General features: G+C 39.5%; 20 protein-coding genes and 1 pseudogene. 16 read left to right on the top strand and 5 right to left on the bottom strand.

Annotated elements, in window-relative coordinates; genetic code table 11:
- The first annotated feature begins 146 nt into the window (after positions 1 to 146).
- The 16 genes from J7K93_01690 to J7K93_01615 all read left to right on the top strand — a co-directional run bounded on the left by J7K93_01690 (position 147) and on the right by J7K93_01615 (position 17,921).
- Positions 147 to 695 carry a nucleotide exchange factor GrpE gene (locus tag J7K93_01690; protein MCD6115701.1) on the top strand — a complete coding sequence of 183 codons (549 nt, stop codon included), beginning with the start codon at positions 147 to 149 and terminating at the stop codon, positions 693 to 695.
- Between the two features lies 1 nt (position 696).
- On the top strand, positions 697 to 1,818 hold the full coding sequence (locus tag J7K93_01685) for a J domain-containing protein (GenBank protein MCD6115700.1): 1,122 nt from the start codon (positions 697 to 699) through the stop codon (positions 1,816 to 1,818).
- 30 nt (positions 1,819 to 1,848) lie between these two features.
- Complete coding sequence (locus tag J7K93_01680) at positions 1,849 to 2,100, top strand: zinc ribbon domain-containing protein (GenBank protein ID MCD6115699.1); 252 nt, start codon at positions 1,849 to 1,851, stop codon at positions 2,098 to 2,100.
- Positions 2,101 to 2,133: 33 nt separating this feature from the next.
- A complete protein-coding gene (dnaK, locus tag J7K93_01675) occupies positions 2,134 to 4,053 on the top strand; it encodes a molecular chaperone DnaK (protein ID MCD6115698.1) in 1,920 nt (639 codons plus the stop codon).
- 244 nt (positions 4,054 to 4,297) lie between these two features.
- Positions 4,298 to 6,910, top strand: coding sequence for an ATP-dependent chaperone ClpB (gene clpB / locus J7K93_01670; GenBank protein ID MCD6115697.1), 2,613 nt, complete (start codon positions 4,298 to 4,300; stop codon positions 6,908 to 6,910).
- Between the two features lie 40 nt (positions 6,911 to 6,950).
- Positions 6,951 to 7,460, top strand: a complete 510-nt coding sequence (locus J7K93_01665; protein MCD6115696.1) for a tetratricopeptide repeat protein — start codon at positions 6,951 to 6,953, stop codon at positions 7,458 to 7,460.
- A gap of 169 nt (positions 7,461 to 7,629) precedes the next feature.
- A complete protein-coding gene (locus J7K93_01660; GenBank protein ID MCD6115695.1) occupies positions 7,630 to 8,604 on the top strand; it encodes a hypothetical protein in 975 nt (324 codons plus the stop codon).
- Between the two features lie 13 nt (positions 8,605 to 8,617).
- Positions 8,618 to 9,607, top strand: coding sequence for a MoxR family ATPase (locus J7K93_01655; GenBank protein ID MCD6115694.1), 990 nt, complete (start codon positions 8,618 to 8,620; stop codon positions 9,605 to 9,607).
- A 14-nt stretch (positions 9,608 to 9,621) separates the two neighbouring features.
- Positions 9,622 to 10,497 (top strand): DUF58 domain-containing protein, encoded by an 876-nt coding sequence (locus J7K93_01650; protein MCD6115693.1) that lies wholly within the window; start codon positions 9,622 to 9,624, stop codon positions 10,495 to 10,497.
- A 17-nt stretch (positions 10,498 to 10,514) separates the two neighbouring features.
- Positions 10,515 to 11,456, top strand: a complete 942-nt coding sequence (locus J7K93_01645) for a hypothetical protein (protein MCD6115692.1) — start codon at positions 10,515 to 10,517, stop codon at positions 11,454 to 11,456.
- Positions 11,437 to 12,504 carry a hypothetical protein gene (locus J7K93_01640; GenBank protein MCD6115691.1) on the top strand — a complete coding sequence of 356 codons (1,068 nt, stop codon included), beginning with the start codon at positions 11,437 to 11,439 and terminating at the stop codon, positions 12,502 to 12,504. Before J7K93_01645 ends, J7K93_01640 begins: the two co-directional genes overlap by 20 nt.
- Entirely contained in the window at positions 12,501 to 13,490 is a 990-nt protein-coding gene (locus J7K93_01635; GenBank protein MCD6115690.1) for a VWA domain-containing protein, read from the top strand. The genes J7K93_01640 and J7K93_01635 overlap by 4 nt, the downstream gene beginning before the upstream one ends.
- A gap of 22 nt (positions 13,491 to 13,512) precedes the next feature.
- The gene (locus tag J7K93_01630; protein MCD6115689.1) at positions 13,513 to 14,550 is read left to right on the top strand and encodes a VWA domain-containing protein; all 1,038 of its coding nucleotides are present in this window, start codon (positions 13,513 to 13,515) and stop codon (positions 14,548 to 14,550) included.
- 17 nt (positions 14,551 to 14,567) lie between these two features.
- Positions 14,568 to 15,281, top strand: a complete 714-nt coding sequence (locus J7K93_01625) for a tetratricopeptide repeat protein (protein MCD6115688.1) — start codon at positions 14,568 to 14,570, stop codon at positions 15,279 to 15,281.
- A gap of 25 nt (positions 15,282 to 15,306) precedes the next feature.
- Positions 15,307 to 17,130, top strand: a complete 1,824-nt coding sequence (locus tag J7K93_01620) for a protein BatD (protein ID MCD6115687.1) — start codon at positions 15,307 to 15,309, stop codon at positions 17,128 to 17,130.
- Complete coding sequence (locus tag J7K93_01615; GenBank protein MCD6115686.1) at positions 17,127 to 17,921, top strand: hypothetical protein; 795 nt, start codon at positions 17,127 to 17,129, stop codon at positions 17,919 to 17,921. The genes J7K93_01620 and J7K93_01615 overlap by 4 nt, the downstream gene beginning before the upstream one ends.
- Here J7K93_01615 and J7K93_01610 read toward each other — a convergent pair.
- The 5 genes and pseudogenes from J7K93_01610 to J7K93_01590 form a co-directional block, all read right to left on the bottom strand.
- On the bottom strand, positions 17,915 to 18,097 hold the full coding sequence (locus J7K93_01610; protein MCD6115685.1) for a hypothetical protein: 183 nt from the start codon (positions 18,095 to 18,097) through the stop codon (positions 17,915 to 17,917). The two genes, J7K93_01615 and J7K93_01610, sit on opposite strands and share 7 nt — an antisense overlap.
- A gap of 132 nt (positions 18,098 to 18,229) precedes the next feature.
- Positions 18,230 to 19,702 (bottom strand): OmpA family protein, encoded by a 1,473-nt coding sequence (locus tag J7K93_01605; protein ID MCD6115684.1) that lies wholly within the window; start codon positions 19,700 to 19,702, stop codon positions 18,230 to 18,232.
- 96 nt (positions 19,703 to 19,798) lie between these two features.
- Positions 19,799 to 19,987, bottom strand: coding sequence for a 50S ribosomal protein L28 (locus J7K93_01600; protein MCD6115683.1), 189 nt, complete (start codon positions 19,985 to 19,987; stop codon positions 19,799 to 19,801).
- Positions 19,988 to 20,376: 389 nt separating this feature from the next.
- Positions 20,377 to 21,135 (bottom strand): annotated as a pseudogene (locus J7K93_01595) (transposase).
- Positions 21,113 to 21,565 (bottom strand): transposase (locus tag J7K93_01590; GenBank protein MCD6115682.1); only part of this gene is annotated, 453 nt, incomplete at its 5' end. The gene J7K93_01590 and the pseudogene J7K93_01595, both read right to left, overlap by 23 nt.

Below are 21,565 nucleotides of genomic sequence, written 5' to 3'. Positions count from 1 at the left end.
TTGGCATAACAATTGCATTATGTGTTATCGAAATTTGAGAAATATGTTTTTGAAAAGTATAATTTTGAGCATTCTTCATATAGTTCAGCATAAGATATATGTGAAGATGAAGAATCAATAACTGTTAAATAAAAAAGAGAGAAATTTTGAATACTAAAAGGGAAAAAGAGATGATTATTCCGGTGACAGGGCCTGAAACTGACAATGTTAAGCAGGACAAAAAAACCGGAACAACTGTTCCTGAAAACGAAAATGAGTACATTGACAGAATTAAAAGACTTCAGGCGGAGTTCATTAATTATAAAAAGCGGGTTCAAAGAGAAAAAGATGAAATATCAGCCTGGTCAGAAGGTGAGCTTATTAAGAAGCTGCTGCCTGTAATTGACGATATGGAACGAATGCAGATGTATGCTCAGGATAGTTTTTCAGATGCCCGGACAGAAGGCATAGGCCTTATTTATAAGAATATGTACAAGATTTTACAGGATGAAGGCCTTGAAGAGATAAATGACAGAGATGCGGAATTTAATCCTGAGATTCATGAAGCAGTGAGCGTTGAAAAGACCGGAAAGGATAAAGACGGCAAAGTAGTTGAAGTCTGGCAAAAAGGCTATACTTTTAAAGGACGCCTTTTACGCCCCGGCAAGGTTAAAGTAGGACGCTGTTTCAATGATGGAAATAATGAGATGATGTGATATGAATTCAAAAGATTATTATAAAGTTTTAGGGATTAAAGAAAACGCAGGGAAAAATGATATAAAGGTTGCGTACAGGAAACTTGCAAAAAAATACCACCCGGATGCAAATCCAGGGAATAGAGAAGCTGAAGAAAAGTTTAAAGAGATATCCGAAGCATACTCTGTTTTAAGTGATGAAAAGAAGCGCTCTCAATATGATCAAATGAGAAAGTACGGCGGATCTTTTGGGGGAGGCTCGCCTCAGGGATTTGATTTCTCCGGATTTGATTTTAATTCTTTTCGAGGAAGGCCAAAAAGAGGCGGCCGTGGTTCTTCAGGAAATTTTTCTGATATGTTCGGAGGATTCGGCCTTGGAGATGTTTTCAGCCAGTTTTTTGATATGGGCAAAGCAGCGAGTGGCCGCCATGTCAATGTTGAAAATGAGAATACCATTAATGTGGAGCTGAAAGTTCCGTTTGAGCTGAGTATTACAGGGGGAAAAGCGAGTTTTTCTGTTAAAAAAGAGAAAACCTGTCCTACATGCGGAGGAGGCGGTGCAAAACCGGGATCAACTGTTAAAACATGCCCGGAATGCCAGGGCCGCGGATTTGTCAATGTTGTGCAGGGCGGATTCGGTGTTAGCCGGCCATGTCCCAAATGTTATGGCAGAGGTACGATAATTGAAAACCCCTGTGATCAATGCCACGGCAGGGGAGTAGTCCTCGGAGACAGAAAATATTCTGTCAAGCTTCCTGCCGGAGTTGAAGACGGCAAGAAGATTCGTTTAAAAGGAGAGGGTAAAAAGGGAGAGAATGGACATAAAGCCGGTGACATGATTGTAACTGTCAGGGTACAGAAACATAGATTCTTTTCAAGAAAAGGCAATGATATTTTATGTGCTGTTACACTATCATTGAAACAATCTGTACAGGGGACAACAGTAAAGGTAAAAACTGTTCACGGGAAAAAAGTAAATCTTAAGATTCCTGCTTTAACAAAAAACGGCAAAACCTTAAGGCTGCCCGGCCTTGGTGTGAAAAAGAGCGGGGTAAAGGGTGATCAGTATGTAAAAATAAATGTAAAGATTCCTGCAAACCCGTCGGAAGAAGAAAAAAAGCTCATTCATAAAATTATGGGTTAAAAATCGGATTTTAGAAAGTGAGGAAAAGAAATGCCGACTTATGAGTACAAGTGTGAGAAATGCGGATATGAATTCGAGGTTTTTCAGTCTATGACTGAACCGCCTGTTAAAAAGTGTCCCGAGTGCGGAGGGCATGTAAAAAAGCTGATAGGGAAGGGGTCAGGACTGATTTTTAAGGGATCAGGATTCTATGAAACTGATTATAAACGTAAAAGCAGCAGTAAACCGGAGTCTTCTAAGAGTAAAGGCAAGGATAAAACTCAAATTAAAGACAAAAAATAACACAGATATTGATAAATAAGGAGGTTGTTTGATATGGGAAAAATAATTGGTATTGATCTTGGTACTACTAACTCATGCGTTGCTGTTCTTGAGGGCGGTGAGCCGGTTGTTATACCTAATGCAGAAGGCGCACGTACAACTCCGTCAATGGTAGCATTTTCAAAAGACGGAGAGAGGCTGGTTGGCGCACCTGCAAAACGTCAGGCTGTTACTAATCCTGATAAAACTATCTACTCCATTAAGCGTTTTATGGGAAGAATGTTCGGAGAAGTGGAAAATGAGATTGGTGAAGTGCCTTATAAGGTAGTAAAAGGCAAAAATAATGTTGCACGCGTTAAGATTGACGACAAAGAGTATTCACCGCCTGAAATATCTGCTATGATTCTTCAGAAGATGAAGCAGACAGCAGAAGAGTATCTTGGACAGAAGGTAACTGAAGCAGTAGTGACTGTTCCTGCATACTTTAATGACAGTCAGAGACAGGCGACAAAAGAGGCTGGTGTTATTGCCGGCCTTGAAGTTAAAAGAATTATCAATGAACCGACAGCTGCAAGCCTTGCATACGGCCTTGATAAGAAGAAAAATGAGAAAATAGCTGTTTATGATCTCGGCGGCGGTACATTTGATATTTCAATATTAGAGCTGGGAGACGGAGTTTTTGAAGTAAAATCAACAAACGGAGATACTCACCTCGGCGGTGATGATTTTGATCAGAGAATTATAAACTGGCTTGTTGAAGAGTTTAAAAAAACGGAAGGTGTTGATCTTTCAAAAGACCCTATGGCTTTGCAGAGATTAAAGGAGGCTTCTGAAAAAGCAAAGATTGAACTCTCTTCTACAAAACAGACTGAGATCAATCTGCCTTTTGTAACTGCCACTGACACAGGCCCGAAACATCTTAATGTAACTCTCACACGCTCAAAGTTTGAGCAGCTGTGTGATGATCTTTTCCAGCGTACTGTAAAACCTTGTGAACTTGCTCTTAAGGATGCAGGGCTTGCAAAAAGTGATATTGATGATGTTATTCTTGTAGGGGGAATGATAAGAGTTCCCCGTGTGCAGGAGATAGTCAAAGATATTTTCGGCAAGGAGCCTCATAAGGGTGTAAATCCGGACGAAGTTGTTGCAATCGGTGCTGCAATTCAGGGCGGAGTTTTAAGCGGTGACGTAAAGGATGTGCTGCTTCTTGATGTCACACCGCTCTCTCTCGGAATAGAAACCCTGGGCGGAGTATTTACAAGGCTTATTGAAAAGAACACGACAATTCCGACGAAAAAAAGCGAGGTATTTTCAACTGCAGCTGATAGCCAGACTTCTGTGGAAATACATGTTCTGCAGGGAGAACGGGAGCTGGCAAGGGACAATAAAACAATTGGAAAATTTCATCTTGACGGAATACCGCCTGCTCCGCGGGGGATTCCTCAAATAGAAGTCGGGTTTGATATAGATGCAAACGGAATTCTCAATGTGTCGGCAAAGGATAAAGCAACCGGGAAAGAGCAGTCTATCCGGATTGAAGCATCTTCAGGCCTTACGGAAGAAGAGATTGAAAAGATGGTAAAGGATGCCCAATCTCATGCTGCGGAGGATAAAAAACGCAGGGAAGAGATAGATGTAAGAAACTCTGCAGATCAGCTTGTTTACCAGACAGAGAAAAATTTAAAAGAGTTCGGAGACAAGGTTGACGGAGATGCGAAAAATAAAATCGAAGCAGCCGTAGGCAGAGTTAAAGAGGCTCTCAAAGGATCAAATATTGATGAGATAAAATCATCTACCGACGATCTTAACAAGATATGGCAGGAAGCTGCAAGCAAAATGTATTCTCAGGCACAGGGTGCTCCTGGAGCAGGGGCGGAACAGGAAGCAGCTTCTCAGCAAGCTGAGGCAGAACCTTCTGACTCTGATAAAAATGTTGAAGATGCGGATTTTGAAGTAGTAGATGATGATAAATAAAATGTAATAAAATTAAATGAACGGCAGAATTAAAATAAAAGGGAGCTGTGTACCTTGATTGTATTTGAAATAAAATAAGCCCAAACAGTTAGCAATTAAGGCTGTGTATAATAAGGCGAGGGTGCGCAGCCCTCGCCTTTTATGTAAAAGCAGTATGAAATCCACATTTTTTTGGCTGGTTGTTTATTTTAAGGAACAAAACAGAGGATAACAGCTTTTAAAGAGGGTGAGGTGAATATAAATGATAGATATTAATAAATTTACTATTAAGGTTCAGGAAGCTTTGCAGCATTCCCAGCAACTGGCATCCGATAGAAATAATCAGCAGATTGAACCGGAACACCTTCTGTTTTCTCTGCTTGAGGATTCCGGAAGTTTTGCTGTGTCAATGATGAAAAAACTGGAAGCAAATCTCCCGGAGATAAAATTATTTTTAAAAGACAGAATAGACCGGTTCCCGAAGGTAAGCGGAGGAGTGGGCCAGATATATATGTCCCGCGAACTTGATGCTGTTCTTCAGCAGAGCTTGAAAGAAGCGGAAAAATTGAAGGATGAGTATATCAGTGTGGAACACATACTGCTGGCTCTGTCTGCTCAAAATCTGCCTGTAAGCGAAATGCTGAAAAATCAGGGTGTAAGTTATGACAATGTACTCAAGGTTATGAAAGAGGCCAGGGGGAGCCAGAGAGTAACAGATCAAAATCCGGAAGATAAATATCATGCATTAAACCGTTATGCAAAAAATTTGAATGAAGCTGCAAGGCAGCAGAAGCTTGACCCTGTGATAGGGCGCGATGAGGAGATAAGGCGGGTGCTTCAGGTTCTGTCACGAAGGACAAAAAATAATCCTGTCCTGATAGGTGAGCCAGGAGTGGGGAAAACCGCAGTTGTGGAAGGAATCGCATCCCGAATAGCAGCAGGTGATGTGCCTGAAAATCTTAAAACAAAGCAGATTCTTGCTCTTGATATGGGAGCTTTGATTGCAGGTGCAAAATTCAGGGGAGAATTTGAGGACAGGCTTAAGGCTGTACTTCGTGAGATACACGAATCCGAAGGGAATGTAATACTCTTTATCGATGAACTTCACACCCTTGTCGGCGCAGGAAGTGCAGAGGGTGCTGTTGATGCATCAAATATGCTGAAGCCTGCTCTTGCAAGAGGCGAGCTGAGATGTATCGGAGCTACAACCCTTGATGAATACAGAAAGTACATTGAAAAAGATGCAGCATTAGAGAGGCGTTTTCAGCCTGTTAGAATATCCGAGCCTTCTGTCACTGATACAATTTCAATTCTCAGGGGGCTGAAGGAAAGATATGAAGTTCACCACGGAGTACGCATTCAGGACAGTGCGATTGTTGCTGCAGCGGTTTTATCTCACAGATATATTACAGACAGATTCCTGCCTGACAAGGCAATAGATTTGATTGACGAAGCTGCATCCAAACTTCGCATAGAGATTGATTCCATGCCTGAAGAGCTGGATCAGGCTGAACGGCAGATAAAACAGCTTGAGATTGAAAAAGAGGCTGTTAAGAAGGAGAAGGACAGCAAATCAAAGGAGCGGCTGAAATCCATAAAAGAGGAGCTGGCAAATCTTAAAGAGCAGTCCGGAGCTTTGCGTTCTCACTGGCAGATTGAAAAGGAACTGATAGCCGGAATAAGAAGACTAAAAGAAGATATTGAAAAAGCGAGAGCAGAAGCAGTAAAGATGGAGAGAGAGGGTAACCTTTCAAAAACTGCGGAACTTACTTACGGAACAATTCCTTCTCTTGAAAAAGAGCTGGAAGATGTAAATAATAAACTTGTTGAACTGCAGAAAGATCACAAGATGCTGAAAGAAGAAGTTGAAGAGGAAGATATAGCAGAGATTGTTGCAAAGTGGACAGGCATACCTGTTTCCAAGATGCTTGAATCGGAAAGGGAAAAGCTTGTCCATATGGAAGAACGTATTACTATAAGAGTAAGAGGCCAGGATGAGGCTGTAAGTGCAGTATCAAACGCTATAAGACGCGGCAGAGCGGGGCTTCAGGAGGAGTCAAGGCCCATAGGTTCGTTTATTTTCCTCGGTACAACAGGAGTAGGAAAAACAGAACTTGCCCGTGCACTTGCAGAGTTTCTATTTGATGATGAAAAAGCCATGGTCAGAATTGACATGTCGGAATACATGGAAAAACATTCGGTTTCACGCCTTATCGGAGCTCCTCCGGGATATGTGGGGTATGATGAAGGCGGCCAGCTTACAGAAGCTGTGAGAAGGCGCCCATATTCAGTGCTTCTTTTGGATGAGATAGAAAAAGCCCATCCTGATGTGTTCAATATCCTGCTTCAGGTACTTGATGAAGGAAGATTAACGGATAATCAGGGAAGAGTAGTTAATTTTAATAATACAATAATCATTATGACCTCCAATCTCGGAGCGTCCTATATTATGGAGAAGAGCCAGTCAATCAATGATGAGAATCGCCGTCAGATTTATAAAGATATTCAGAATGAAGTTCACAGGATGCTGAAAAAGACCTTGAGGCCTGAATTCCTGAACAGAGTTGACGAGATCATTGTTTTTCATCCGCTGAGATTAGAGGAAATACGTGAAATTGTGGACATACAGTTTGAAAAAATTGCAAAGCTTGCTGAGAAACAGGGAATTGAATTAACCATCACTGATGATGCAAGAAACCTTATAGCTGATATGGGGTACGACCCTGCATTCGGAGCCCGTCCTCTTAAAAGAGTAATTCAGAAAATGGTTGCAAATACCCTTGCAAACAGAATTTTAAGCGGAGAAATTACAAAGGGCGATTCAGTTGAAGTTATTGCCAAAGAAAATATACTTGATTTTAAGAAGAAAATAAGTTAATATTCTCTTACACTGTACGATTAAAGAGGAGGAATGCTAAATGAGAAAGGTTAGTTTAATCCGTGGTCTGGGGTTATTTCTTGTGCTGTTGATTGCATGCGGAGAGCTTCCTGATACTAAACTTATGGACAAAGCAGCAGCTTATGAAAAGGATGAAAGATTTCAGGCAGCAGCGCGTACTTATGAAAAGCTCGGGGAAACTTATCCTACAAGCCAACTGGCGCCTGAGGCTCTGTATAAAGCAGGATTAATATATGCAAATGCCCTGAAAGATTATGAAAAAGGGGTAGGACTTTTGCGGAAAGTAGAAAAACAATATCCTGATGCAAGGAATGCTGCACAGTGCAATTTTATGATAGGTTTTATTTATGCAAACAGTGTAAATGATACATCCAAAGCGCGGGAAGCGTATAATCAATTCCTGAATAAATATCCGGATAATGAACTTGTTCCGTCTGTTAAATGGGAATTAGACCATCTCGGCAAGGATATAAGTGAAATACCGGAGCTGAAAAAAATTGAGGAGCAGCCCTCTTCTACAAACAATTAATATTATTTGTTTAAAAAAATACAGGGGATTTACATGTTGTAAGCTTAATATGCAATGTGTAAAATCCCTATTTTTTTGGAACTTTTTCAATCTTGTTTAGTATCATTTAGTGCTTTCTTTTAATCTGTGAAAATTTCGAGCTGTATCGGTCAGTAACAGGAGAATATTAATGAAGAAGTTTATTGTTTCTGTCATATTCCTGGTTGTAGTTGTTCAGGCTTCGCTTTTAAGCCAGGTTAAAGATTCCTCTTCCATACTTGAAGTGCGTATAAGTGCAAGGGCTTCTGACACAAAGATTCCTTTAAACAGGAGTGTTAAATTAATCGTTCAGATAAGCTGGACAGGTGGAATGGATACTGTTACAGTGGAAGATATTGAAGACCCTGAGTTAACCAATTTTGAGATTACAGGCACATCTGCTGCAAACCGTATGGAAGCCTCTGTAAAGGGAAAAAAATCAATACGCGAAATCACATATAATCTTAAACCGGAGAGCCTCGGCATGGGATATATTGAACCTGTATCAGTAACATATCTTGAAAAAAGTACAGGGAAAAAGTATAAAGTTTCAACGAGGAGATTCGGCATAAAGGTTACAGATGCAGTTCCGGATTCGGGGAAAAGAAAATTTCCTTATGTCTCGCTGCTCGTAGTTGTGCTGCTTGTTATTGGCGGAATAGCGTTTTATATCATCAGCAGAAAGAAGCAGGCAGTTAATGATGAGAACACGGATGAGCATACTCCTGCTGAAGAGGAGTTCCTTGCAGAATTGAAAAATACAATAAAAGACAGGGCTGAAAGTTTAAATACAATTCTTGATAACCTGACACGCATATTCCGTAAATATCTGAGCGGAGAGTTCAATATAAGAGCAATGGAAGCAACATCTTCAGAGATGATTAAAATGCTGGAGGAAAACGGGCTGGAAGAAAATTATTTAAAAAGATTTGAGAAAATATTTTCCCGTGCGGATATAATAAAGTTTTCCGGCGAGAAAGCATCACAAACAGATGTTGACGATGCATTTGCAGTTATGGAAATGTTTATTGAGAACCGATTGAAATCCAAGAATGATGATGCCGCTGCAAAGCGTGCAGACGGCAAAAATAAATTTAATCTCTTGGCGAGAAAGAAAACAGAGTAATAAGGGAGGATAGATGAACAAGGATATTCAGGCGATCCATGAGAAAATACAGAAGGAAAGCCAGTTTGTAAAAACAATAACCGATGAGCTCGGCAAGGTAATTGTCGGCCAGAGTTATATGATTGAACGCCTTTTAATCGGCCTTCTTTCAAAGGGGCACATACTATTGGAAGGTGTGCCCGGACTTGCAAAAACATTAACTGTGAGGATGTTATCACAATCAATTAAAACCGGATTCAGCAGAATTCAGTTCACTCCTGATCTTTTGCCTGCTGATATTCTCGGTACATTGATTTTTGATCAGTCGTCTGGAAATTTTAAGATTAAAAAAGGCCCGATTTTTTCAAATATAGTCCTCGCAGATGAGATAAACCGTTCACCTGCCAAGGTACAGTCTGCTCTTCTTGAGGCTATGCAGGAGAGAACTGTTACAATCGGAGATAAAACTTTTATACTTGAAGAGCCGTTTTTAGTACTTGCAACTCAGAACCCTATAGAACAGGAAGGGACATACCCCCTGCCTGAAGCTCAGGTCGACAGATTTATGCTGAAACTTTCCATTAATTATCCGAATCCCAAAGAAGAACTTGAGATTTTAAGGCGCATGTCCAGAGGGCCGGAACCAGGTGTAAATCCTGTAGTTAATCCCAGGGAGATAATCAAGGCACGTGAAGTTGTTGAAGAGATATATATGGATCCGAAAATAGAACAGTACATTGTAGATATTGTTTTTGCAACGCGGAATCCTGAAAAATATGAACTTGAGGGCCTTTCTGAGCTTATCCATTACGGTGCAAGCCCGAGAGCATCAATTTACCTTGCAAAGGCTGCCAGGGCCCATGCATTTTTACAGAGCAGGGGTTTTGTAACTCCGGAAGACGTACGCGCAATTGGAATGGATGTGCTCCGTCACAGAGTAATTATTACATACGAAGCAGAAGCCGAGGAGATATCTTCCGAAGATATAGTACGGAAAGTCTTAAACAAAGTTGAAGTACCCTGACAGGAACAGGCATAATGATTCCAAAAGAAATACTTAAAAAAGTGAAAAGGCTGGAAATTACTACTCGGGGCCTTGTAAATGATGTCTTTTCCGGCGAGTACCATTCTGTATTTAAAGGAAGAGGTATGGAGTTTGCAGAAGTGCGTGAATATCAGATAGGAGATGATATTCGTACTATTGACTGGAATGTCACTGCAAGAAGCGGCCACCCTTTTGTCAAAGTCTTTGAAGAAGAGCGTGAGCTTACTGTTATGCTGATGGTTGATGTAAGTTCCTCGGGAGAGTTCGGGTCATTTGAGCAGATGAAAGGTGAGATAGCAGTTGAACTCTGCGCTCTGCTTGCTTTTTCCGCAATTAAGAATAATGATAAAGTCGGCCTGATCATCTTTACCGACAAGATAGAAAAGTTTGTTCCGCCGCGCAAGGGCAAAAGCCACGTGCTGAGAGTTTTGAGGGAACTTCTCTATTTTAAACCAGAGGACAAAAAGACAGATATCAGCCTTGCTCTTGAATATTTAAGCCGAGTTGCAAAGAGGCGGAGCGTTGTTTTTCTAGTATCTGATTTTATATCAGGGGATTTTGAAAAAGAACTGCGGATTGCAAAAGAGAAACACGATATAATTGCAATCAATATTGTGGATCCGAGAGAACTTGAGCTGCCGAATATAGGATATGTGGAGCTTGAGGACGCTGAAACAGGAGAGCAGCTGCTTTTAAATACGTTTGATTCTGCAGTGAGAGAGGCATTCGGTGAAAAGGCTTCTCAAATTATAAGCGATAGGAAGAAGCTTTTCAAATCCATGAATGTTGATTCTGTGTTTATTAATACGGGTAAGCCCTACATTGAGCCGCTGATGAAATTTTTCAGAATGCGTGCAAAACGGGCCTGATAAACGGAGATATAGAGATGGCAGTTAGAATAAAATACCATGTATGGTTAATTGCTGTTTTTGCAGCTATTTTTCTTTCAAGCTGTTCTACGGCAAATAAACCTGCAATTGATCAGGAAAAGGTCAGAACGTATGCGAATACTTTGTACAATCATGAACTTTATCAGCAGGCAGTGGAGGAGTATCAGCGTTATCTTGACCTGTATCCTGTAAAGCTTAACAAAAGAGCAAATATTTGGTTCACAATCGGCAATATTTATTTTGACAGACTTCATGATTACGAGAAAGCCCTTGCTTATTACCTTAAGGTGAAAACTCTCTGTCCCGAATCTCCTGTAATGAATGATGTAAATAAGAAAATGGTTGCCTCTCTGGAAAGGCTTCAGCGTTCAAGTGATGCAAAACTTGCACTTGACAATGCGGTTAATTTAAATAATAGTAAGGATGATTACGGCAGGCCCGGGGATGTTGTGGCAACTGTGGGAGATAAAAAGATAACATCAGGGGATCTTGATTACTATATTAACAAGATGCCGGATTATGTAAAGAATCAGATAAAAGATTTAAAATCAAAAAAAGCGTTTCTTGTTCAGCACATTGCAACAGATCTATTTTTTGATGCTGCAAAAAGGGCAGGATATGATAAAGACAAGGATGTAATCGAGGGAACATTCCAGGCGAAAAAAAGCCTTATGGTGCAGAAATATCTTGAGCATGAAATACCGGGAGGCAGCAATATTACAGGGGATGATGTAAAACTCTATTATCAGGCGAATAAAGACAAATATGTTGAGAAAGATAAAAAGGGAAAGGTTGTAAGGCAGAAAAGCCTTGATGAGGTTAAAAATGAAGCTGCTTCCGATCTGTTAAGAGAGAAGCAGCAGAAAGCATATAACGAGCTTTTACAAAGGATGATGCAAACGGAAAACGTGAAAATTTATGATGATAAAATTAAATAAAAAATACATAGGCAGAACAGGTTTTCTACTTGTTGGCATAATTCTGATTTTCGTTACAGGAGCACTTCTTGCTGGCGAAGAGACTCCGGTAACCATATCTTCTGCTGTTGATAAATCGCGTATTAAAATAGGAGATGTGATAACTTACACGGTTACAGTATCTTATTTAAAGAATGTTGAAGTGAAAGCACCCGGAGCAGGAGAGAATCTCGGTGCTTTTGAAATAAGAAATTATAAAATTAGTGACCCTGAAAAAGAGAACGGCAGAACAGTTCTTAAAGCGGAATATAAGATTTCTACTTTTTCAACTGGTGATTATTTTATCCCTCCTGTAACAGTTTATTATAAACTTGCAGGAGATACAAGCGTATCTGCAATCTCAACAGAGAAAATCAGGATCACAGTGGAAAGCATGAAGCCCAGTGAAGAAGGTGATATCAGAGATATAAAAGGCCCTGTTGAAATATATCTGACTTTCTGGGAGAAGATCAGGCCCTTTGTTTTTGGTATCGGATTGATTCTTTTCCTTGCTGCGGGATATTTTATGTACAGGTTAAAAAAAGAGGGCAAGTCTCTTCTGCCTGAAAGAAAAGAACCGCCAAGGCCTCCCCACGAGATTGCATTAGAAAGGCTTGATGAACTTAAAGAATCAAATCTTGTTGCAGATGCAAAGATAAAAGAGTTTCACATCCGGCTGTCTGATATTATCAGGCGCTATATAAGCGGCAGGTATTATGTGCCTGCGCCGGAAATGACCACATCTGAGATATCGAATAGTTTCAGGTCCGGAGAGATTCCGTCTGAACAATACGACATGCTGATGAGTCTTCTGTTTCAATGCGATATGGTCAAGTTCGCAAAAGTCATACCTGTTGATAGCGAGTGTATTGGCGCGCTTGATACTGCGTATAAATTTGTCAATGAAACCAAGATCGTAATAGTAGATATGCCGGATGGAGAGAACGATATCCGGACTGATGAAAAACTGTATGAAGCTGCTGTTAAACAGGAAGAAGTTGTGAACATTAAAAAAGATGATGAATTATGATAATTAGATTTGCGAATCCGTTATACCTTTTACTGCTTTCAGTGATTCCGCTTGCGGTTTTATGGCGCTTAAAATGGAGGGCGAGAAGGGCTGCACTGAAGTTTTCCAATATCGGAGTAATAAAAGAGGTTGGAAAAAAGAAAGTATTCCCTGTAAAAGAGCTGTTTTTTTGGCTTAAGCTTTTTATAATTACGCTACTTATTATTGCTTTTGCAAGGCCCCAGTCCGGAGTAAAGGGGGAAGAGGTGATAACGCAGGGAATTGACATTGTGCTTGCAATTGATGTATCAAGTTCCATGCTTGCCGAGGATATAAAACCAAACAGGATTGAAGCTGCAAAACAGGTGGCAGCGGACTTTATAAAAGGGCGTAAACATGACAGGATAGGCCTTGTTGTATTTGCTGCCCAGGGATATACCCAGTGTCCTCTTACAATTGATTATTCTGTACTTCTGAATTTTCTTGATAATCTTAAAACAGGAATGATTGAAGACGGAACAGCAATAGGTATGGGACTGGCTACTGCAATAAACAGGCTGAGAACAAGCCAGGCCAAGTCAAAGATAATAATTTTACTTACAGACGGGAGAAACAACAGAGGAGAGATTGATCCTCTGACTGCAGCACAGGCTGCCAATGCTCTTAATATCAAGATTTACACTGTTGGTGCAGGTACGAGAGGCACTGCCATGTATCCAGTAAATGACCCGCTGTTCGGTAAAAGGTACGTACCTATGAAAGTGGATATTGATGAATCAACTCTTATGAGAATTGCAGATATAACCGGAGCATCCTATTTCAGAGCTACGAATACTGAGCAGCTTAAAAAAGTCTATCATGAAATAGACAAGATGGAAAAAACAAAAATTGAAGTTAAGGAGTATACTCGTTACTCCGAACTTTTTTACTTTTTCGCTGGAGCAGCGCTGTTTCTGCTGCTTGCAGTAGTTGTACTGGAAAATACACGTTTCAGGAGTATACCTTAACAGTTAGGCCGGGAAGGTTGATATGTTCAGATTTGCTTTTTCATATATGCTTTATCTATATGTGCTTGTGCCTTTTGTTATCTTCCTTTTTATTGTGTCCGAAGCCAAAAGACGCAGAGCGCTTGAACTATTCGGAAATATCTCTGCTGTGCAGAAGCTTGCATGGTCTGTAAACAGAAAAGCCCGTGTCTGGAAAAGAGTACTGATTGTATTAACTGTTGTATTTCTAATATTCAGTATTGCACGTCCCCAGTACGGCACTAAATTGAAAATAGTAAAACGTGAAGGCCAGGATATTGTTGTTGCACTTGATGTTTCTACTTCCATGCTGGCTGAGGATATTACACCGAACCGTCTTGAAAAGGCAAAACACGAAATATCCTCGATGATAGATATGCTTAAAGGCGACAGGATCGGGCTTATAGCTTTTGCAGGGAGGGCATTTGTACAGTGCCCCCTTACCCTTGATTACAGTGCTGTTAAAATGTTTCTCGGTGCAATTGATACGGATATAATACCCATACCCGGAACTGCATTGGGTGAAGCAATTAAAAAGGCGGTGACATGTTACAGCCAAAAAGATAGAAAACACAAAGTGCTGATACTGATTACTGACGGAGAGGATCATGCAGGCAAGCCTCTGGAAGATGCAAAGGCAGCCTCAAAAGAAGGTGTTGTCATTTACACTGTAGGGCTCGGCTCAAGACAGGGTGTACCCATACCTGTCCTTGATGAGAGGGGAAACAGAACCGGATTTAAAAAAGATCGTGACGGCCATGTTGTAATGACAAAACTTGATGAAGCAACCCTGCAGAAGATAGCTCTTGAGACAGGGGGTAAGTACTATAGAGCTACTTCCGGAGAAGTTGAGCTGACTAAGATTTATAAAGATATTTTAAAGATGGAAAAGAAATCACTTTCATCTCATCAGTATACACAGTTTGAAGACAGGTTTCAGCCGTTTATTCTGTTTGCAATTCTGCTGCTTTTTGCGGAAATTTTATTGCCTGACAGAAAGAGAGATAAACACCAGTGGAAGGGAAGATTCGAAGAGTTGTAAAAGGAGTTTAAAGATTTATGACATGCAGAAGAAGGAAAAGTGTGCTGTCTATTATTGCTATCTTTGTTTTTTTGACAAGTTCTGTGCTGTCTGCACAGAGTGCAAGGAAAAAAATCAAGCAGGGCAATCAACTGTTTATGCAGAAGAAGTATGAAACAGCTCTTAACAAGTATCAGGACGCGGCTCTTGATAAACCGGATTCCAAAGAAGTGCAGTATAATATCAGTGATGTACTTTATAAGATGAAGAAATACGATAAAGCCCTGGAGAATTTTCAAAAGTCTCTTTCTAATAATAATCCTTCTCTTCAGTCAAAAATATATTATAATATGGGAAATACTCTTTTCAGGGCGAATAAGCTGAAAGAGAGTATAGAAGCCTACAAAGAGGCTTTAAAGATTAACCCTGATGATGAGGACGCAAAATATAATCTTGAATTTGTGAGGAACAAATTAAAAGAGAATGCAAAAAAGCAGAACAGCAGGCAAGATAAGCAGCAGCAGAAACAACAGCAGCAGAATCAGGCAAAACAGAATAATAAAAAAGAGCAGAAGAAACAGGGCGGGCAGCAACAGCAGCAAAATCAGGCAAAACAGAGTTCCGGAAAGAAGAAAAAAATGACAAAGAAGCAGGCTGAGCAGCTGTTGAATGCTTTGAAAGAGAATCAGAAAAAACTTAAGAAAAAAGATGTTAATTCAGGCGGAAGAGTAAGGGTTGTTAAAGATTGGTAAATTACAGTAACCGGGTATGCCGAATATGATAAAATATAGAAAAAAAATTAGTTCAGTCGGGTTAATTATTATCTTTGCTGTTTCATGCCTGTACGGAGCACAGCTTAGTGTGAAAAGTTATGTTGATAAAAATGTAATCGGAGTTGGAGATCAGTTTACCCTTTCAGTTGAGCTTTCAGGCAAAGACGCGCAAAAGGTTAATAATCCGGAACTGCCGGATTTAAAAGAATTTGCTGTTTTTCTCGGCAGCGGGTCATCACAGAATATACAGCTGATCAACGGAAAAATGTCAGTAACCAAAACCCTGCAGTACCACTTTCAGGCAGTTAAAGCAGGCTCTTTTACAATTGGTTCTGTTAAAGTAAAGGTTGGAGGAAAGACGCGCATTACGGATACGATACCTGTAAGAATAGTGAAAAATTCCGGAAATGCTTCTGCTGCAAATAGCAGCAATAGAAACTCTTCAGGCAGCAGCGTACAAACAAAGGATTTGTTCCTTAAGGTTCTGCCAAATAAGCGAAGAATATACGTTAATGAGCCGCTGGTTTTAACCTATAAAATTTATACACGTGTTAATGTGTCTTCTTTTGGGTTTCAGAAAATGCCGGAAACAACCGGATTTTGGGTTGAAGATTTTACCGGAGGGCAATCTCAAGCTGCAACTTCCACAGAGATTATTAACGGAATTCAATACACAGTTGCACCAGTTAAAAAAATGGCTCTGTTTCCTATGGCAGCCGGAATAAAAACAATTAGCCCGATGGTTGTTGTCTGCAGCGTCAGAGTAAGAAAGAGGTCAAGGGATGTTTTCGACAGTTTTTTTGATGATCCTTTCGGCAGGCAGATACAGAAGAGTATTGCATCTCCATCTCTTAAAATTACGGTTCTGCCGTTACCTGAAGAGGGTAAACCTTCAGATTTCTCCGGAATAACAGGAAATTATGTGCTTTCAAGTACAGTGGATAAAAGAAGCGTTTCTGCAAACGAAGCAGTAACATTTAAAATTATAATTAAGGGGAGCGGAAATTTAAAAGCATTTCCTGAACCGGCTATTTCATTTCCGGCAGGATTTGAAGCATATCCGCCGAAAGTCTCCCAGAAAATTTCCCTGACATCGCTGATTGTCCACGGCACTAAAACTTTTGAATATGTTTTGATCCCGAGAAATCCGGGTATTCAAAATATTCCAATGATAAGGATTCCTGTGTTTAATCCGGCAAAACGGAAGTATGAAATACTTTCTGCTCCTGCAATAACATTAAATGTTGCAAAAAGCAGGAAGAGTTATGAAAATACTGTGCACACAGGACTCACAAAGGAAGAAGTTAAACTTGTGGGGCAGGATATCAGGTTTATAAAAACAGAGTGCCCTGTATTCAAACGGGTCAATTCCGGAACTTTTAACATATTGTTTTATATAATGGTATTTTTGCCGATTATAGGAATAGGCTGTGCTTATCTCTATAGAAAACATCTTGACAGATTGAGCAGTGATGAAGCATACGCAAGGGAGCATCGTTCGGGAAAAATTGCAAAAAAAAGGTTGGTTCGTGCAAGGAGTGCAGTACAGGAAAATAACGAAAAAATCTTCTACGATGAAGCAGGGAGAGCACTTGTCGGTTTTGCTGCTGATAAATTAAATATACCTGAGGCTGGATTTATAACAAATGATGTTAAGATTAGGCTTAAAAAACGCGGTATTGCTGACAGCACTATCAAAGAGTATTTTGACTGCATATCTGTTTGTGATATGAAAAGATTCAGCCCTGAAAAGTCAAGTGTTAAAGAGATGAACGCATTTTTATTGAGAGCTGAAAAAGCCATTGATAGTTTAAGCAGGGAATTATGAAAATGAAGGATAAAAAAGAAATATTTGTATCTGTAATTATTGGATGGATGTTAATTTTTCCTGTTGTACAGTTGTTCGGCATAGATGCATCCCAACTTTTTAAACGCGGTAATAGTTTTTATACACAGGGTAAAATTGACAGCGCACTTGTATGCTATCAGAAAATAGTTAAATCCGGATATGAGAGCGGGCCATTGTATTTTAATATCGGCAACTGCTATTATAAATTGAATGATATTGCGCATGCAATTTTAAATTATGAGAGAACTAAAAGATTCATGCCGCGGGATGAGGCCCTGAGTCAAAACATCAATATCGCAAGGCTGCGGGTTGTTGATAAAATTAACCCCATGCCTGAATTTTTTCTTGTTAAAATTGTAAAGAGAGTAATTTTTGCCGTATCGGTCAAAATTTTGACAATTACAAGCATTGTATTTTATATAGCGGCATCTGTTTTTTTAATTATCATAATTATTACGAGAAGACGATCAGTAAAAAAAATCTGCAGATACGGGGTTGTAATATCAGTAATAGTTTTTTCTATGTCTGCACTCTGCCTTTTTTCAAGAATACAGTCAGAGAAACATAGTAGAGAGGCAGTGATAACAGCAGATGAAGTAAAGGTTATGAGTGCCCCAAGCGCTGAAGAGGGAGTTAAAATATTTTCCATTCATAGCGGGACTGTGATAAAGATTGAAAGCCTCAGGGGAGATTGGGCGGAAATAGTATTAGTAGATGGAAAAGTAGGATGGATGAAAAGGGGAGATTTTGAGGAGGTGTGGCCTCAATAATCAAGTTTTGATATCCCGAATTTTATTATTTTATACCTGAAAGCCGCTTCGGAAATACCGAGAGTCCTTGCAGCTTTGGATTGATTGCCTGCAAATTTCTGAAGGCTTTTTCTGGCCAGAAAGTGCTCTACTTCTGCTACAGCATCTTTAAGTTTATATTTATTAAGAAATTCCAGCGGATTTTTTTTATCTCAAAGGGAAGATATTCGGTTGACAATTCCTCAAGACTGATTTTTTTCTTGATTTCGTTTACACCGGAGATGTAAACACATGAGCTACAAACATCTCCGGTGTAAAAAAGAGTTACATTATTCTGCAGGAATTATTATTATATCTATGCGCCGATTTTTCTTCCTGCCCTGTTTTGTTTCATTTGTAGCTATGGGTTTGGATTCACCCATACCTATTGCTTTTATTCTTTCTATCCCTATTTCCGAACTGGAAATCAGGTATTCTTTTACAGCACTTGCACGTTCTGTGGAGAGCTTTAAGTTCTGTTGATCATTACCCCAGGAGTCAGTATGCCCCTCAATCATGATAGAACAGTTCGGGTATACTGCAATGGCTTTTTGTACTTTACCGAGCAGAGAAAAATATTTCGGTTCGATAACAGAAGCACCGACTTTAAATGTGAGGCCGTAAAGCCTGATTGTAACTTTATTGCTGATTCTCTGAACCTTGGCTTCATCAGGGTTAAACAGAGCTTTAACTTTTTCATATTTATTCTGAGCCAGTTTCTGGCGCTGCATTATTTTTGAAAGGGAGGCCTCTTTTGATTTCAGCTCTCCGAGTTTGGATTCCATCTGTACAACCTGTGCGCTGAGTGATTTTACCTGCTCTTTTGCATCAGAAAGAGACTGGGCCAGGTTTTCATCTTCTCTCTGCAGTTTCTCAATTTTATCAATTATTTGTTTGATCGGTTTATCATAGCCCTTCTGGAATCTTGATTTCATGTCAAGGACATCTGATATTTTCTGAATCTGATTTTCTGCATCAAGAATTATGGATTCTATGGTTTTGTCTTCCTGCTGCATTTTTCTAATTGTGCCGGCAAGATAGATTGCATGTTCAGCTTCGTATTTTGCTTCCTGCGCGAGCTGGCGTGCCTGATCTGTATCGTACCTGTTGTGCGCAAGAAGATCTTCCGCTCTTACGATAAAGTCCTTTGAACGCTTCAGTGTCGCAGGCGCCCTTTTCTTTACATCTTTATCATCAGCATATTCCATCAGTTTTTGTGCTTCATCAAGATAATGGGCTTTTATAGATTCAAGTTCAACCTTTTTATACAAATTCTGTGCATTTTTTGCAGTTTTCTTCCCTTTTTTGATATTACCGTCTTCTATTGCTTTTACAGCTCCGTTGAATTCATCCTCAGCTTTAGTCCATTCCTTGTTTCTGAAAACAGGTGCATCAGCTGAAAGTGCATCATTTCTCGCTGCGATACATTCACTGAGTTCTGATTTGGCAATTTTGCTTGTTTCCGCTGATTTAAGAAAATATACTGCAGCAAGTTTAAGCTGTTTTCTTATATTTTCAAGCTCTTTACCTTTCTCAAACCCTTTCTCAGCCTTTCTGTAATATTCCATGGCCTTTGAATATTGAGTTGGTGAATAAATTTTTGCATTGATCATATTTGCCTGCTGAAGAGCCTGATCAGCTTCCTGGAAAAACACCTGTTTTGCATCCTGAGCATAAAGCGCGCTGCATAGAAGCAGAAAAACAGAAAAAACCACCATGATTCTTACTACTGATTTTAAATGTAGTTTGCGCCTCTCTTCCATTTCGGACCTCCTTAGCTATATTTTATTACAAATGGTAGGTAATACGGGGGGATTAAAAAAGGCACTAATTTTTTAGTGCCTTTTAAACTTCAATTACTAAAGCCTGTCAAGTGCTCCTGATCTGATGCACTGGGTACATACAGTAAGTGTTTTTGGCGTACCGTTTACAGTTACTTTAACCTTTTTAAGATTCGGCAGCCATCTGCGTTTCGTAAGATTATGTGCGTGACTTACTTTGTTCCCTACAACAGGCCCTTTTCCGCATATATCACATTTACGAGCCATATTTTCCTCTATATTATAGAACATACCAGATTTACTATGTCCTAAAATTATACAAAATTATACATTAAAATGCAAGCATGAAATGGTTTTTGTTTTAGATACGGATAGAGAATAAAAATATTAAGAAGCAGATGCTGTTATAAGATTTAATATAAGTTTTATTCCTAAATTGCTAAAGTCCTAAATTTTGTCCATAAAAACCGTTATTGTGTATGTAAACCTACACATAAATTCAGTCCGCTATCACTTTCTATTTAGATTTCACATGAACCGGAACGATTTTCAATTAGATAATTTATATTCTCTGCTAATATTGCCATTTTAGGCATACGTTTCTAATCCACTGTGTAAATGGTTGTCTCTATTGCAGATATTTTTAGTAAGGGCAACTACACGAATACAATAGCATCAATCCGTTCATCAATTTCTGACCACCAACTCTTGTAATAGTATGAGCTGTACATCTTTAAATAATGCATTCTTCCGGAACTTGTAAATTTACCGGCCAACTGAATAAACCATAAGCGAAAACTCATAGGTTCCTGACGCCAAGCCTTCTTATCTGTTAACTTCCGCATCCAAATGCTTATGTTATAGGCCAAGACACTCAGAAGGAATAATGTCTCATTAGCCCAAAAGTCTTTCGTTAATATGGTTGCAGCAAATAATTGATTTTTCACTGACTCTATCCAATTTTCGCTTTCTCCCCGGTCACCATAAAGTTTATGCAGATACAATGGACTTTCTTCAATGTTGGTAACATAACAAAAATAGGAATAATCACGAACAGGAAAGAAGGAATTTGTTTCCAGCATGCCTTTAAATTTTCTCATAGCAACAAAGCGCCGTTTTATATCCCAACCTTTTGCCTGATAATAAAATTCACACATTTCCCAATTCGGCATACCTGGTATCTTATCCCAATCCTGCTTGCGTAATAAATCTTTCAAATTGCGCATTCGCACCTTAATGAGATATTGAAAACCGGCATATGATTCGATAACACTTATTAATTTACCATCAAAATATCCTCTGTCTGCACGCACGAGCAGAGATGTAATTCCGGATGACAGCATTGATAATGCCTGCTTCATAAATCCATCTACGTTATTTGCCGAGTGTGTATCACCGGGACGAAGCCAGGCGAGAAGACATTCTTAAAAATGCAAATTGAGGATGATAGCTGCGTTTACCCTTATTTTTGCAATTAAATCCTTTCCTGTCTCCTTCTTGTTTGCCGTATACCGTCCTTACAGATGAATCAAGATCAAGAATATCACTTCCGGTTCTTAGTTCTTTATGAATCTTGCCGGATAATATGCCGAAAATATCGCTTAACTCAGTATTCTGTTTCATTCCAAATTTTTTGATATGATATCGAATCGTATCAATGTCAAGCTTATTTTCTATCGATAGTAAATAACGCACCAGAGGATCCAGTGTGAAGTTTTCTATTTTGCTAAGGCGATTCATTCCGCTCAATGTTCCCAATATGATTGCATTAAATATTTGACTGAGTGAATAGATTTGATTGGCTTTCTCTTCCAAAGATATTTTTTGAGAAAAAGATGATTTAGT

Source organism: bacterium, from assembly GCA_021158245.1.
GTDB lineage: Bacteria > Zhuqueibacterota > QNDG01 > QNDG01 > QNDG01 > QNDG01.
This window is presented reverse-complemented; position numbering and strand designations above follow the sequence as displayed.

Coding starts and splice junctions, on each gene's coding strand:
- J7K93_01685 (MCD6115700.1), top strand. CDS start 697: ATGAATTCAAAAGATTATTATAAAGTTTTAGGGATTAAAGAAAACGCA.
- J7K93_01680 (MCD6115699.1), top strand. CDS start 1,849: ATGCCGACTTATGAGTACAAGTGTGAGAAATGCGGATATGAATTCGAG.
- dnaK (MCD6115698.1), top strand. CDS start 2,134: ATGGGAAAAATAATTGGTATTGATCTTGGTACTACTAACTCATGCGTT.
- J7K93_01665 (MCD6115696.1), top strand. CDS start 6,951: ATGAGAAAGGTTAGTTTAATCCGTGGTCTGGGGTTATTTCTTGTGCTG.
- J7K93_01660 (MCD6115695.1), top strand. CDS start 7,630: ATGAAGAAGTTTATTGTTTCTGTCATATTCCTGGTTGTAGTTGTTCAG.
- J7K93_01655 (MCD6115694.1), top strand. CDS start 8,618: ATGAACAAGGATATTCAGGCGATCCATGAGAAAATACAGAAGGAAAGC.
- J7K93_01650 (MCD6115693.1), top strand. CDS start 9,622: ATGATTCCAAAAGAAATACTTAAAAAAGTGAAAAGGCTGGAAATTACT.
- J7K93_01645 (MCD6115692.1), top strand. CDS start 10,515: ATGGCAGTTAGAATAAAATACCATGTATGGTTAATTGCTGTTTTTGCA.
- J7K93_01640 (MCD6115691.1), top strand. CDS start 11,437: ATGATGATAAAATTAAATAAAAAATACATAGGCAGAACAGGTTTTCTA.
- J7K93_01635 (MCD6115690.1), top strand. CDS start 12,501: ATGATAATTAGATTTGCGAATCCGTTATACCTTTTACTGCTTTCAGTG.
- J7K93_01630 (MCD6115689.1), top strand. CDS start 13,513: ATGTTCAGATTTGCTTTTTCATATATGCTTTATCTATATGTGCTTGTG.
- J7K93_01625 (MCD6115688.1), top strand. CDS start 14,568: ATGACATGCAGAAGAAGGAAAAGTGTGCTGTCTATTATTGCTATCTTT.
- J7K93_01620 (MCD6115687.1), top strand. CDS start 15,307: ATGATAAAATATAGAAAAAAAATTAGTTCAGTCGGGTTAATTATTATC.
- J7K93_01615 (MCD6115686.1), top strand. CDS start 17,127: ATGAAAATGAAGGATAAAAAAGAAATATTTGTATCTGTAATTATTGGA.
- J7K93_01605 (MCD6115684.1), bottom strand. CDS start 19,702: ATGGAAGAGAGGCGCAAACTACATTTAAAATCAGTAGTAAGAATCATG.
- J7K93_01600 (MCD6115683.1), bottom strand. CDS start 19,987: ATGGCTCGTAAATGTGATATATGCGGAAAAGGGCCTGTTGTAGGGAAC.